The sequence below is a fragment of the Cupriavidus sp. 2TAF22 genome, from assembly GCF_052115045.1.
Classification (GTDB): domain Bacteria; phylum Pseudomonadota; class Gammaproteobacteria; order Burkholderiales; family Burkholderiaceae; genus Cupriavidus.
Window position 1 is genome coordinate 35775 of sequence record NZ_JBFRFX010000046.1, and the last position, 14201, is coordinate 49975.

14 protein-coding genes are annotated in these 14201 nt (G+C 66.8%); 13 read left to right on the forward strand and 1 reads right to left on the reverse strand.

The window, feature by feature from the left end:
- The first annotated feature begins 18 nt into the window (after positions 1 to 18).
- The 13 genes from AB4Z48_RS34350 (at position 19) to catC (ending at position 12981) form a co-directional block, all read left to right on the forward strand.
- Positions 19 to 1485, forward strand: a complete 1467-nt coding sequence (locus tag AB4Z48_RS34350; RefSeq protein ID WP_441622347.1) for an aldehyde dehydrogenase family protein — start codon at positions 19 to 21, stop codon at positions 1483 to 1485.
- A gap of 58 nt (positions 1486 to 1543) precedes the next feature.
- Entirely contained in the window at positions 1544 to 2515 is a 972-nt protein-coding gene (locus AB4Z48_RS34355) for a tripartite tricarboxylate transporter substrate binding protein (protein ID WP_441622349.1), read from the forward strand.
- A gap of 28 nt (positions 2516 to 2543) precedes the next feature.
- Positions 2544 to 3776 carry an alpha-hydroxy acid oxidase gene (locus AB4Z48_RS34360; RefSeq protein WP_441622351.1) on the forward strand — a complete coding sequence of 411 codons (1233 nt, stop codon included), beginning with the start codon at positions 2544 to 2546 and terminating at the stop codon, positions 3774 to 3776.
- Complete coding sequence (locus tag AB4Z48_RS34365; RefSeq protein ID WP_441622353.1) at positions 3766 to 5448, forward strand: thiamine pyrophosphate-binding protein; 1683 nt, start codon at positions 3766 to 3768, stop codon at positions 5446 to 5448. Before AB4Z48_RS34360 ends, AB4Z48_RS34365 begins: the two co-directional genes overlap by 11 nt.
- Before the next feature lie 39 nt (positions 5449 to 5487).
- Complete coding sequence (locus AB4Z48_RS34370) at positions 5488 to 6255, forward strand: ferredoxin--NADP reductase (RefSeq protein WP_441622355.1); 768 nt, start codon at positions 5488 to 5490, stop codon at positions 6253 to 6255.
- Positions 6256 to 6265: 10 nt separating this feature from the next.
- Entirely contained in the window at positions 6266 to 7084 is an 819-nt protein-coding gene (locus tag AB4Z48_RS34375) for an alpha/beta fold hydrolase (protein WP_441622357.1), read from the forward strand.
- A gap of 280 nt (positions 7085 to 7364) precedes the next feature.
- Positions 7365 to 8255 (forward strand): MBL fold metallo-hydrolase, encoded by an 891-nt coding sequence (locus AB4Z48_RS34380; RefSeq protein ID WP_441622359.1) that lies wholly within the window; start codon positions 7365 to 7367, stop codon positions 8253 to 8255.
- Positions 8256 to 8342: 87 nt separating this feature from the next.
- Positions 8343 to 9257, forward strand: coding sequence for a LysR family transcriptional regulator (locus tag AB4Z48_RS34385; RefSeq protein ID WP_441622361.1), 915 nt, complete (start codon positions 8343 to 8345; stop codon positions 9255 to 9257).
- A 251-nt stretch (positions 9258 to 9508) separates the two neighbouring features.
- Complete coding sequence (locus AB4Z48_RS34390) at positions 9509 to 10207, forward strand: 3-oxoacid CoA-transferase subunit A (protein WP_441622363.1); 699 nt, start codon at positions 9509 to 9511, stop codon at positions 10205 to 10207.
- Positions 10208 to 10212: 5 nt separating this feature from the next.
- Complete coding sequence (locus tag AB4Z48_RS34395) at positions 10213 to 10875, forward strand: 3-oxoacid CoA-transferase subunit B (RefSeq protein ID WP_441622365.1); 663 nt, start codon at positions 10213 to 10215, stop codon at positions 10873 to 10875.
- A 93-nt stretch (positions 10876 to 10968) separates the two neighbouring features.
- Positions 10969 to 12255 carry an MFS transporter gene (locus tag AB4Z48_RS34400; protein WP_441622367.1) on the forward strand — a complete coding sequence of 429 codons (1287 nt, stop codon included), beginning with the start codon at positions 10969 to 10971 and terminating at the stop codon, positions 12253 to 12255.
- Between the two features lie 69 nt (positions 12256 to 12324).
- On the forward strand, positions 12325 to 12666 hold the full coding sequence (locus AB4Z48_RS34405; RefSeq protein WP_441622368.1) for a 4-methylmuconolactone methylisomerase: 342 nt from the start codon (positions 12325 to 12327) through the stop codon (positions 12664 to 12666).
- Between the two features lie 39 nt (positions 12667 to 12705).
- Positions 12706 to 12981: a muconolactone Delta-isomerase gene (gene catC, locus AB4Z48_RS34410; protein WP_441622370.1), complete on the forward strand. Its 276-nt coding sequence runs from the start codon at positions 12706 to 12708 to the stop codon at positions 12979 to 12981.
- A 143-nt stretch (positions 12982 to 13124) separates the two neighbouring features.
- On the opposite strand, the gene AB4Z48_RS34415 is transcribed toward catC, so the two are convergent.
- The coding region (locus AB4Z48_RS34415; RefSeq protein ID WP_441622371.1) for a biotin/lipoyl-containing protein at positions 13125 to 14201 on the reverse strand (1077 nt) is incomplete at its 5' end.

Here is a 14201-nt window from a genome sequence, read left to right on the forward strand (position 1 = left end):
TAATTTTCGCTACCCACAATGAGCGACTTTCAAGCCCCCAACCTGATTGGCGGCCAATGGCAGCCTGCTGCCTGCGGCGCCACGGCCGTTAGTCTCAATCCCGCCGACGGCACCTCGCTCGGCCACCTGGCAGACAGTGGCGAGACCGATGCGCGTGCCGCCATCGCGGCCGCCCGGGAAGCTTTCGAGAAGCCGGGCTGGTCCCAGAATCCGCGCTTGCGCCAGATGGTGATGCTGCGCTGGGCCGACCGCGTCGAAGCACGCGCGGAGGCGCTGGCCAACCTGCTGACGCGCGAGAACGGCAAGGTCCTGGCGCAGGCCCGCGCCGAGATCGCCGGCGCGGTCTCGGAGATCCGCTACTACGCCGGCCTGGCACGGCATATCCCCGGCCATGCGCTGGAAGTCGAGCCGGGCGTGTTCTCCACCATGCTGAAAGAGCCTGCCGGCGTGGCTGGCCTGATCATTCCGTGGAATGCCCCGGTCGTGCTCCTTGTGCGCGCACTGGCACCCGCGCTGGCGGCCGGCTGCACCTGCGTGATCAAACCCGCCGCCCAGACCGCGCTGATCTCGACCGAAATCCTCCGTGCCTTGCACGCGGACGAGGCGCTGCCGCCAGGCGTCGTCAACCAGGTCAACGAGACGGGCAGCGCGGTGGCCCGCTGCCTGGTCGCCTCGCCCGAGGTGGACGTCATCAGCTTTACCGGTTCCAACGCCGTGGGCCAGCGCATCATGGCCGATGCCGCGTCCACCATGAAAAAACTGTCGCTGGAACTGGGCGGGAAGTCCTGCTGCCTCGTGTTCGAGGATGCCGACATCGCCAGCGTCGCCCCTCAGCTGGCACGGGCGGCCACGGTGATTTCCGGCCAGCAGTGCACGGCAGCACGCCGCGTGCTGGTGCACGGCTCGCGCTACGACGAGATGAAGCAGGCCCTGGCGCAGGCGCTGCAATCGCTCGAGATCGGGCCCGGCTTGGCCTCGGGCGCCGCGATGGGCCCCCTGATCGACCGCGCTGCAGCCACCCATGTGGCCAACCAGATGGCGGCCGCGATGGATGCCGCCGACGAGGTCATCGTGCGCGGCGGCCCGCTGGGCGGTGCGCTGTCCGCGGGGCACTTCGTCAGCCCTGCCCTGGTCGCGCAACGCGACACCAGCGCCTTCTTCGTGCAAGAGGAAATCTTCGGCCCCTTCGTTGTGCTGGAGCGCTTCGACGACGAGGCCGAGGCCGTGGCCCGCGCCAACCATACCGAGTTCGGCCTGTCCGCCAGCGTCTGGACGCACGACGGCGCGCGCGCATGGCGTGTCGCCCGTGCATTGCGCAACGGGACGGTCTGGCTGAACGACCACAACAAGCTGTTCGCGGAGGCCGAGACCGGCGGCTACCGGCGCAGCGGCATCGGCCGCCTGCATGGCTATGACGCCCTCATCGACTTCGTCGAGATCAAGCACATCTACCACAGCGTCGGCACGATCCGGATGCCAGGTTGACTTAGCCACGACGCGCCTCCCGAGCGCGCGCCAGAACAGACTCCAGGAGACAACCGCCATGAAACCCATCCCCCGCATCCTGACGCTTGCCCTCGGCGCGCTGATCGCCGCTGGCGCGCATGCCCAGCCTGACAGTTATCCGTCCAAGCCCATTACCATCGTCGTGCCGTACACCCCCGGCGGCTTCAACGACACCATGGCGCGCGTCTTCTCCCGCAAGCTGCACGCCGCCCTCGGGCAGCCCGTGGTGGTGGAGAACCGGCCCGGTGCCGGCACCATCGTCGGCACGGAGTTCGGCGCACGGGCCGCGCCAGACGGCTACACCCTGACGGTGGTCGGCTTTCCGCTCGTGGTGAACCAGTATCTCTACAGGAAGCTCGCCTACAACGCGGACCGCGACTTCGCCCCGATCATCCTTGGCGCCCAAACCCCGAACCTGCTTGTCGTGCGCAAGGACTCACCCTACAGATCGATGCGTGAGCTCGTGGACAGGGTCAAGGCCACGCCGGGCAAGGTCAACTACGCCACCGCGGGCAACGGCACCTCCAACCACCTGACGATGGAGTACTTCAAGAGCCTCACGTCCACAGATATGCAGCAGATCCCCTACAAGGGCAGCTCGCCCATGGTGAGCGACCTGCTGGGAGGCCAGGTTGACGTGATGTTCGACAACACGCCCAACGTGCTGCCCCACCTGCGTGCGGGCAAGATGCGCGCGCTGGCGGTGACCAGCCCCCAGCGCTCGCCGCTGACGCCAGAGGTGCCGACGGTGGCGGAACAGGGATACCCCGGCTTCAATGTCTCGGTCTGGTACGGGCTGGCGGCGCCCGCCGGCACCCCGCAGGCGATCGTGACCCGACTGAATGCGGAACTCAACAAGGCACTGCAGTCGGACGACGTCAGGCAGGTGTTCACCCAGCAGGGCGTCATGCCGATGGGCGGTTCGGTCGCCGATTTCAAGACCTTCTTCCAGGCGCAGTCCCGGCTTTGGGAAAAAGTCATCCGCGACAACCGGATCTCGGCGGAATGACAGACATGGCAGTCCTGGAGACGACGCGATGAGCGCACCACGGATACTCTCGCTGGCCGATCTGGAGCGTGCCGCGCGGCGGCGCCTGCCGGCCAGCGTCTTCGGCTACGTCAGTGGCGGCAGCGAGGACGGCAGTTCCCTGGACGGCAACCGCGCAGCGTTCGCCCGTTGGCGGTTCCTGACACGGCCGCTGGTCGATGTGTCGGCGCGCTCGCAGTCCGCAGAGCTGTTCGGCACGCGCTTTGCCGCGCCGCTCGGTATCAGCCCCATGGGCGCCAGCGTACTATGCGGCTTCGACGCCGACTGCGCGCTGGCCGCCGCGGCGCGGCTCGCGAACGTGCCGTTCGTGCTTAGCGCGGCCTCGACCACGCCGTTGGAGAGGGTGGCGAAGGTCAACCCGGACATGTGGTACCAGGCCTACCTGCCGGCGCGCACGGAGGTGATCGATCCCCTGCTGGAGCGGCTGCGCCGGGCTGCGGTTCGTGTGCTGGTCGTGACCGTCGACGTACCGATTGCGTCCACCCGGGAGAACGAGATCCGCAACGGCTTCAGCCTGCCCCTGCGGCCCAGCCCGCGCCTGATCCTGGGCGGTCTCGCACGCCCGCGCTGGCTGGCGGGAACCTTCGCCCGGACGCTGCTGCAACACGGCGTGCCTCACTTCGAGAACTTCGCCGCCACGCGCGGCGGCCCCATCGTGACCGCCATGAAGGGGGACCACCGTGCAGGCCGGGCAGCTCTCACGTGGGAGCACATCCGCCATATCCGCAAGGCTTGGCCGGGCACGCTGCTGCTCAAGGGCATCCTGCGCCCGGAGGATGCACTGGCCGCACTGCGAGCCGGCGCCGACGGCATCTTTGTCTCCAACCACGGTGGGCGACAGCTCGACGGCGCGCTTGCGCCGCTGGACGCCCTGCCGGCCATCGCCCACGCCGTGGCCGGCAGCGGCCTGAAGCTGATCCTGGATGGTGGCATCCGGCGCGGCACCGACGTGCTCAAGGCCCTGGCCCTGGGTGCCGACGCGGCGTTCTGCGGCCGCCCGCTGCTCTATGGACTGGCGACGGGTGGGCGCGCCCTGGCGCAGGAGGCGCTGGAAGTGCTCAAGCGCGAGATCGATGTCAATCTCGCGCTGCTCGGCTGCCCCGACGTCGCGGCGCTCGACCCGTCCTATCTGTGCGCCATCGGCGCCCCCGCCATGCTGGCCAGCGCAGCCTCTATGGCCACTCATCGACACGAACATGCGGAGCTTCCCCATGCAGCCTGACCTCAAAGACCGCACCGGCGGCCAGATCCTTATCGACGCCCTGCTCGCCCAGGGTTGCGACACCGCTTTCTGCGTGCCCGGCGAAAGCTTTCTCGCGGCCCTCGACGCCATGCATGATGCGCGCGCGCGCCTGCAACTGGTCGTCTGCCGGCAGGAAGGCGGTGCCGCCCACATGGCCGAGGCCTACGGCAAGCTCACCGGACGCCCCGGCATCTGCTTCGTGACACGTGGGCCGGGCGCGACCAATGCCAGCATCGGCGTGCATACCGCCAGCCAGGACTCCACGCCGCTGATCCTGTTCGTCGGCCAGGCCGCGCGCGGCCATCGCGGGCGCGAGGCATGGCAAGAGATCGAGTTCCGCCACATGTTCGGCCACATGGCCAAGTGGGTGGACGAGATCGACTCGCCCGCACGCATCCCGGAACTGGTAAGCCGCGCCTACCATGTCGCCATGTCGGGCCGCCCCGGTCCGGTCGTGCTGGCCCTGCCCGAAGACATGCTGGAAGAAGTTGCCTGCGTGGCCGACTGCCCGCCGGCCAGGCCTGCCCAGGCGTGCCCGGATGCCGATGCGATGACGCGACTGCAGGAACTGCTGGCCGGGGCGCGCCATCCTCTGATGGTGCTGGGCGGCGGCGGTTGGACCGAACAGGCGTACGCCGACATCGCGGCCTTCAGCGAGCGCCACGCGCTGCCCGTCATTTGCGGGTTCCGCCGCCAGGGCCTGTTCGACAACCGTAGCCCGCGTTACGCCGGCGAAGCGGGACTGGGCATGAACCCCGCCCTGGCGCGCCGGATCACCGAAGCCGACCTGATCCTGTCCGTGGGCGCCCGCCTGGGCGAGACCAGCACGAACGGCTACACGCTGTTGCAGGTGCCGCGCCCCGCGCAGACGCTGGTGCACGTCCACGCCGATCCGGATGAACTGGGCCGTGTGTACTGGCCGGAGCTGCCGATCAACGCCACCATGCCGGCCTTCGCCCGCGCGGCGCGCGCGCTGCCCGCCCCAGCGGCGGCGCCCTGCTGGCAGGCCTGGACCGAGGCCGCCAATGCCGACTACCGGGACTTCCTGCGTCCCACCGCCATGCCCGGCGAAGTCAACCTCAGCGAGATCATGGCGTGGCTGCGCGAGCGGCTGCCCGCCGACAGCATCCTGACCAACGGCGCCGGCAACTACACCCTGTGGGTCCAGCGCTTCTACCCGTACCGCGGCCTCAACACCCAGCTTGCGCCGACCAGCGGCACGATGGGCTACGGCCTGCCCGCCGCCATTGCCGCCAAACTGCGCCATCCCGGCCGCACCGTGGTCTGCTTTGCCGGCGACGGCTGCTTCCTGATGAACGGCCAGGAGTTCGCCACCGCCATGCAATACGGCGCCAACGTCATTGTCGTGGTGGTCAACAACGGCATGTACGGCAGCATCCGCATGCACCAGGAGCGCCACTATCCACGCCGCGTGTGCGGCACCGACCTGTGCAATCCCGACTTCGCGCGGCTTGCCGAGTCCTACGGCGGTCACGGCGAGGTGGTGGAACGCACCGCCGATTTCGCCGCCGCCTGGGATCGCGCGGTGCAGGCGGGACGGCCCGCGCTCATCGAGTTGCGCACCGACCAGCAGGCGCTGACCCCGCGCCTGACCATTGCCGACCTGCACAACACGGGCACGACGCGCTGAGTGCCCGCGCCAGACTTTCACCGCCTTATGGAGACTCCCATGTCGGATTCCGAAACCTTCACCGCCCGTATCCTCGCCACCCGCACCATCGCCGAACATACCGTCGCCTTCGACCTCGAACGCCCGCCCGGCTTCGAGTTTGAAGCCGGCCAGTTCCTCAGCGTGCAGATTCCGGGCTTCACGCCCACCGAGGAAGACGATGGCGAACGCATGCTCTCCATCGCCAGCGCCCCGCACGACGGCCATCTCACGGTGGCGATGCGGATGCGCGATTCGGCGTTCAAGCGCCATCTCGGGCAAGGCCAGCCAGGCGCGTCATCGGTGCTGATCAGTCCGGCGATGGGCGACTTTGTCCTGCAAGACGACCAGCGACCGGTAGTCATGGTGGCCGGCGGCATCGGCATTACGCCGTTCTACAGCATGCTGCGGCACCTGCAGCGCAACGGCGCAGGTGCTGCGCGCCGGGTCACCCTGCTGTACGGCAACCGCTCGCCGGCTAGCGTGGCCTGGCGCGAAGAACTGGACGCCCTGACGGCCGAACTGGAGAACTTCGAAGTGGTGCATGTGTTCAGCGAAAGCAGCGAAAGCAGCGAAGGCTGTGGCGAACACGACGCTGCGCACGCGAAGGTGCGCACGCGCGGCGGCTTCATTGACGCCGGGCGCATCCGTGCCGACGTGGCGGACTGGCAGGACAGCATCTACTACGTGGTCGGGCCGACCGCGATGGTGGGTGCGCTGCAAGACTCGCTGGACGCCTGCGGCGTGCCGCCCGAACAAGTGGTTGCCGAGTTCTTCGCCGGCTATTGAGGAGAGCACGATGCCTGACTTCACCCCCCGCATCACCACCGTTGCGCTGTCCGGGCGCGGTCGCCTTCATGTCGTGCGCGCAGGCGACCCCCGCGCGCCGGCGGTCTTTCTCAGCCATTCGATCCTTTCCAGCCACGCCATGTGGGACGCCCAGGCAGCACTGCTCGCCAGCCGCGGCTGGCAGGTCGTTCGCGCCGACATCCGCGGCCACGGCGACTCGACCGTCGACACCGCGCCGGCCAGCATGGACGACCTGGTGGCCGATACCGTGGCAGTCCTGGATACACTGGACCTGGAACAAGTCCACTACGTGGGCTTGTCACTTGGCGGCATGATCGGCTTCGGCCTTGGCCTGCACCACGCCGAGCGCCTGCTCAGCCTGTGCCTGTGCGATGCCCGCGCCGATGCACCGCCGGAAGTCGCCGCGCCGTGGGATGCGCGCATCGAGCAGGCCCGCGCAGGCGGTTGCGCCGCATTGGCCGATGGCACCCTTGAGCGCTGGTTCGGCCTTCCGTTCCTGACCCGGGAACCAGAGACCGCGGCGCGGCTACGCGCCATTGCGGCTTCAACCTCAGTGACCGGCTTTGCAGGCTGCGCCCGGGCCATCCAGCAACTGAACTACCTGCCGGCGCTCGCCGGAATCCGCACCTGCACCACCCTGCTGGTCGGCGCGAATGATGGGGTACTGCCGGAAGCCAACAAGGCAATCCAGACGATGATCCAGGGAAGCCGGCTCGACCTGATCGAAGGGGCGGGCCACTTGCCGAATATCGATCAGCCGGAACGATTCAACGCGGCCTTGCTAAGACATTTGGCAAGGAAAGACTAGGACGGCCAGGGCGGACAAAGGTCACCGCCCAGAGGTCAAGTGTCTGATCCCGTGCGCGGTCCTGCAGTTGGGCAACCCGCTGTCCTCGCTCACGCACGAATCTGCTGTCGCCGCTGCCACTGTTCCGGCACATGAAGCTACCTGAAACCCCTCTTTTGGAATGCGAAATTGGCGAGGCGCTGAAGATAGCCGATGCTCGACGCCTGCCAATGCAAAAGTTGGCGATACCGCAAGCGCCCCACCCCGGGAGGGGCCGCAAGACCAAACGGAGACAAGGCACATGATGCAATCGCGCACCGTCGGCGACCTGAAGATCACCCGCATCCTCGAATACGCGGGACCGACGCACGACCCCGCCTTCCTCTTTCCGGACATCGACCGCGCCGTGCTCGACGCCAATGCCGGCCTGATGGCGCCGCACCATTGGATACCGCACATGAACAAGCTGATCGTGACGATCCAGTTCTGGGTGGTGCACGCCGGCGACGACATCATCGTGGTCGATACCGGCGTGGGCAACTTCAAGCCGCGCGCCGGCATTGCGCGCATGAATATGCTCAACACGCTGGTGCGCGAGTGGATGATCGCCGCCGGCGCGCCGCCGGAGAAGGTCACCCATGTGGTGATGACGCACCTTCACGCGGACCACGTCGGCTGGAACACCACCTGGCAGGACAACCGCTGGGTGCCAACCTTCCCCAATGCGCGCTATTACATCCCCAAGGATGACTTCGTCTTCTGCGACGAGGGCCGCAACAAGGAGCCGGGTGTGGTGGACGTGTTTGGCGAGTCCTTTTTTGACAGCGTCATGCCAGTGGTCACGGAAGGTCTGGCGGAAATGATGGTGCCCGGGCAGGAGATCGCCGGCTGCCTGCAGGTCGAGCCCGCCGAGGGGCACAGCCCCGGCCAGGTCGCGTTCCGCATCCGCTCGCGGGGCGAGGAAGCGATCTTCTGCGGCGATATCCTGCACAGCCCGCTGCAAATCGTGCGCCCTGACGTGAATTCCGGCTACTGCATCCGCCCGGACCTGGCGCGCAGTACGCGCCTGGCCTTCCTCAACCAGGCCGCCGACCGCGAGGCGCTCATCCTGCCGGTGCATTTCGGCGAGCCCTACTGTGGCTATGTCAGGCGCCAGGGCGCGGGCTTCCGCTTCGAGCCGGCCACCTGGTAGCTACGGGGCGGCCGCTTGCCCGCCGCGTGCCTTCCCGCCGTCACGGGTATGATCGTGGCACACCCAGTTTGCCGCGAGTCCAGCAGCATGGCCGTTCCCTTCGACATCACCGATTTCCGCCTCTTTGTCAATGTAGCGGAAACACGAAGCCTCACCCGTGGTGCGGAGCGCTCCTTCCTCTCCGTGCCGGCGGTCAGCAACCGCATCAAGAATCTCGAAGACACGCTGGGCGTGCGCTTGCTGGAGCGCTCGCCCCAGGGCGTATCGCTGACAGCGGCCGGCGAGGTTTATCTCCAGCACGCCCGCGTCGTGCTCGCCGAGCTAGAGCGGCTCACAGGCAATCTCCAGCCGTTTACCGCGGGCCTTTCGGGGCAGCTCAAGCTGGTAGCCAACACCACGGCCATCACCGAGTACCTGCCCCCGGTGATCGGCGACTACCTCGCCAGCCACCCGGACGTGCGCATCGACGTGCGCGAGCGCCTGAGCGACGACATCGTCCGCCTGGTGCGCGAAGGCGCCACCGATCTCGGCATCATCTCCGGCAATGTGCCCACCGCGGGCCTGCAAGCGGTGCCCTTCGTCAAAAGCGCACTGATTCTGGTCGCGCCGCTCGGCCATCCGCTGCTCGCGCAACGCGAGGTCTGGTTCGAGCAGTTGCTGGAGTACGCCTTCGTCGCGCTGCTCGAAGGCAGTGCCTTCCAGATGTTCATGATGCGTGCTGCCGGCGCGCTGCACAAGCCCATGACCATCCGGGTGCATGTGGCCAGTTACGATGCCATCTGCCGCATGGTCTCCGCCGGGGCCGGCATCGCCATCATGCCAAAGGCCGCGTTCGCGCGCCTCAAGGGCGAGCAGCCGATCGGAGCCTGTAACCTGCGCGATGACTGGGCCATACGCACCTTCCAGGTTTGCGCACGAGACCTGGAAGGCCTGTCCAGCTTCGCCCGTGAGTTCGCCAACCGGCTGATCGGCCGCTACGCACCGGGCGGCATCGCCAGCTAGCTCGCGCCCTTCCCTGCTTGCACCTGCCCCCGCTCGATCTCCGCCCCGAAACTGGCTAGCGGGGCGCGGTGTCGCCCGCGCTTCGAAGCAGGGACTCTGACAACGCAGCCCTTCTCAACACGCAACCGGGCGTGCAGTCGCCCCGCTTCGCCACGCCTTAAGCCAGCGCTAAGGCAGCTTGCAGAACCCGAAATTGTTAGGCCGCCGACTGCATGGCAACCTAGTCTCGCCAAACAACAATGAAGCGAGACATGATCGATAAGCTCTACAGAACGGCGCGCGAAGCCGTGGACGATGTCCACGACGGCGCCACCATCGCGATCGGCGGATTCGGCGGCGCCGGCATGCCCGATGCACTGATCGACGCCCTGATCGAACAGGGCGCCACGGATCTCACGGTAGTCAGCAACAACGCCGGCAACGGCGACCACGGGCTGGCCGCACTCCTCAAGACCCGCCGGGTACGCAAGCTGGTGTGCTCGTTCCCGCGCCAGCGCGATGCCTACGTCTTCGAAGCACTGTACCGCGCCGGCCAGATCGAGCTGGAAGTCGTGCCACAGGGCACGCTGGCAGAGCGCCTGCGCGCCGCCGGCAGCGGCATCGGCGCCTTCTACACGCCAACGGGCTTCGGCACGCTGCTGGCTGAAGGCAAGGAGACACGCCAGATCGACGGACGCGGCTACGTGCTCGAGTACCCCATCCACGTCGACGTCGCGCTGATCAACGCCGCGGCGGCCGACCGCTGGGGCAACCTCGTCTACAACAAGACCGCGCGCAACTTCGCGCCCGTCATGGCGATGGCGGCAAGCCAGACCATCGCCGCGGTAACGCGGGTCTGCGAGCTGGGCGAGATGGACCCGGAAGCCATCGTGACCCCCGGGATCTTCGTCAGCCGCGTAGTGCTGCGCGACAACGCCGGCACGCAAGCGGCACTCTTGCAAGCGAGTTGAACACCATGGACCAAGTGGCAAAGAACCTTCTGGCCGCGCGCGTGGCGCGGGATATCCCCAACGGCTCTTATGTGAACCTCGGCATCGGCCTGCCGACCCTGGTGGCCAACCACCTGCCCCGCCACCGCGAAGTCATCCTGCACAGCGAGAACGGCGTACTCGGGCAATGGTCGGCAGCGGAGCCGGGACAGGAAGACTGGGACCTGATCAATGCGGGAAAGGAGGCGATCCGGCTGGAGAAAGGCGCGGCCTTTTTCCATCATGCCGACGCCTTCGGCATGATGCGCGGCGGCCATCTCGACATCTGCGTGCTCGGCGCCTTCCAGGTATCGGAGCGCGGCGACCTGGCCAACTGGCACACCGGGGCGCCCGATGCCATTCCGGCCGTGGGCGGCGCCATGGACCTGGCCATCGGCGCCAGGCGCGTGTTCGTCATGATGGACCACATGACCAAGGACGGGGCCAGCAAGCTGCGCCACCAATGCAGCTATCCGCTGACGGGCCTCGCCTGCGTAAGCCGCATCTACACCGAACTCGGCACCTTTGCCATCGGGCCACAAGGCGTCTCGGTCATCGAGATCATCGGTGACATGTCGCCGCAGGCCCTCCAGTCAGTCACAGACGTAGCGCTCGACTTCACCACCCTCGCCATGGCAGAGCCTGCCTGATATCCGCCGGAAAGGCCGGCGCTCGAGGCAGCGATGCCTCGGAACGCGGTGGCACAACACTGACAAAGAACGAGACACAAACAGGAGACAACCATGCTAGCTTGGTACAAGACTGGGACACCCCAGCAGAAGAAGACGTTCTGGGCCTGCTATTCGGGCTGGGCGCTGGATTCCTTCGACATGCAGATGTTCAGCTTCCTGCTGCCTGCCCTGACGCTTGCGTGGGGGCTGACCAAGGCGGAAGTCGGCGTGCTTGGGACCGTGGCGCTCATCGTTACCGCCGTTGGCGGCTGGGGTGCCGGCATCCTCAGCGACCGCTACGGCCGCGCGCGCATCCTGGTGCTGGCGATCATCTGGTTCACGTGCTTCGGCGTGCTCGCCGGCTTCGCCCAGACGTATCAGCAACTCGTGGTCGCCCGTACGCTCCAGGGCCTGGGCTTTGGCGGTGAATGGGCGGTCGGCGCGGCGCTGATGGCGGAAGTGATCGACCCGAAGCACCGGGGCAAGGCCATGGGCTACGTGCAATCCGGCTTCGCGCTGGGCTGGGCGCTGGCGGTCGTCGTGGCCACGCTGCTGCTGGCGTGGCTGCCTCACGAGATGGCATGGCGCGTGGCGTTCTGGAGCGGCATCATCCCCGCGTCGATCGTGCTGTTCATCCGGCGCCATATCAAGGACGCGCCGATGTTCGAGCGCGCCCGGCAGAGCCACGCACCGCGTGCCACGCTGGCATCGGTGTTCAACCGCAAATACGGGCGTTCACTGGTCCTGTCGAGCATCCTGGTAATCGGGCTGCAGGCCGGCTGCTACGCCATCCTGGTCTGGTTGCCGTCCCTGCTTAACCAGCGCGGGGTCGCAGCCACATCGATGATCGTGACCGTCTTCATCATGGCCTTCGGCTCCTTCTGCGGCTTCGCGGTGGCGGCCGACCTTTGCGACCGGATCGGCCGGCGCCCCACGCTGATCCTGCTCTCCATCTGCGCATGGATCGTCACCGTCAGCTATATGCTGCTGCCGCTGAATACCACGATGGCCACCATCCTGGGCTTCCTGGTCGGCTTCTCCGCAATCGGCATGTTCGCCGCGCTCGGGCCCTTTCTCAGCGAACTGTTCCCCACCCATGTGCGCACCACCTGCATGGGATTCGCCTATAACGTAGGCAAGTCGGTGGGAGCGGGCTCCGTCGTCGGCGTCGGCGTGCTGTCCACCCATATCGGCCTCGCCAATGCCATGGGCACCTTCTGTCTGGTGGCCTATGCCTTCGCAGTGTTCGGCATACTGCTATTGCCCGAGACGCGCGGCATTGCCATCGAGAGCATCGGCGAAGAGGACGAGCGCCATGCAGCGGCACCGCTGGCCGCACCGGCGCAGGCGCATACCTGACACGCAGCGCGCTCCCGGCAAGGAGCGCATAAACACGACTGAGCCAACCCCAAACCGAGAGGAGCCAACATGATTCGCCTGCTGTACCTGCTGGTCAAGCCAGAAGGCATGTCCGACAAGACCTTCCGCGCGGAATGCCTGCGCCACTACGAGATGTCGCACGATGTGCCGGGCCTGCACAAATATGAGGTCCGCCTCGTCGCCGCGCAGCCCACCGATACCCATGTGCCCTTCTTCGACATCGGCCACGTCGACGCCATCGGCGAATGCTGGTTCGAGAACGAAGCTGCCTACGAGACCTACCTGGCGTCGGACGTCCGCAAAGCCTGGTTCGAGCATGGCAAGACGTTTATCGGCCGCCTCAAGCCTTTCCGCACAACGCCTGTCACCGGTGACGACAGCGCGGGCTGAAGGCCCGTCCACCCCACTTTCAACAAACAAGGAGACACCATGCTTTACTGCGTACAGATGGACGTGAAGATCCCCGACTCGCTCGCGGCGGAGCGCGCCGAGGCCATCAAGGCTGCCGAGAAGGCGCGCGCCATCGAGATCCAGAAGTCTGGCAAGTGGCCCCACCTGTGGCGCGTGACCGGCCGCTATGCCAACGTCAGCATCTTCGATGTGGGAAGCAACGATGAACTGCACGAACTGCTGTCTTCGCTGCCGCTGTTTCCCTACATGACCATACAGGTCACGCCGCTGGCGCGGCATCCGTCGGCGATTTGAGAACTAGTTGTGATGCGTCAAGACGTTATTTATCGAGGCTGCGAGTGGGGCTAAATCGGCCTGATGTGCGTTTTGTCACAACTTGCCCTCCCGTCCTGGACGGACGGGAGGCAACAGCATGTCTCCGTGCAAGCACGCCAATATCAATCCGCCGGCTTCAACTCGATCAGCAGATCCTTCGCGGCCACGCGGTCACCCTGCTTCACATGCACTGCGGCAATCTCGCAGTCGCGATCCGCGGTGATGTGGGTTTCCATCTTCATCGCCTCCAGCGCCATCAGCGTCGTACCCGCCGCCACGCGCTGTCCTGGCTGGACCGCCACCGTCACGATCGAGCCCGGCATGGGCGCGGCGATATGCAGCGGATTGCCGGGCTCGGCAACCGGACGGCTGCTGCGCACCACGCTCGCRTGCGTGGTACTACGCTGCTCGACCAGCGTTGTGCGCGATTGTCCGTTGAGCTCGAACTGGACCTTGATGACCCCCTCTTCGGCGTCAGGGTGCGTGCCTTGCAGCGAGACCAGCAGCGTCTTGCCGGCGGCGATGTCGATGCCSACTTCTTCCTGCGGCTGCAGGCCRTACAGRAAKGCCGGCGTCGGCACCACCGAMGTATCGCTGTAGCTGCGCACATGGGCGTGGTAGTCCGCGGCYTGCTTCGGATACATCAGGTACGAAGCCAGCTGGCGGTCGTCGAGCGCCTGCTCGCAGGCCGCTTCGCCKGCGGCGCGCGCWGCGTCGAGATCGACTGCCGGTATCTGGTCSCCCGGCCGGTAAGGCGCGGGCGGCTCGCCGCGCAGCACCTTGCGCGAGAGCCCGGCGGGGAAGCCGTCRGGCGGAAAGCCCAGTTCCCCCTTGAACAGCGAGACCACCGACTCGGGGAAGGCGATCTCCTTGGCCGGATCGCACACATCGGCGGCGCTCATATCGTTGGCCACCATCATCAAKGCCATGTCCCCCACCACCTTGGACGTCGGCGTCACCTTGACGATGTCGCCGAACATCTGGTTGACGTCGGCGTAGGCGCGCGACACCTCGGTCCAGCGATGCTCGATGCCGAGCGAGCGGGCCTGCTCGCGCAGGTTGGTGTACTGGCCGCCCGGCATCTCGTGACGGTACACGTCGGCGGTGCCTGCGCGGATCTCCGATTCGAACGGTGCGTAGTAGCGCCGCACCCCTTCCCAGTACATCGACGCTTCGTGCAGGCGTTCCAGGCTCAGGCC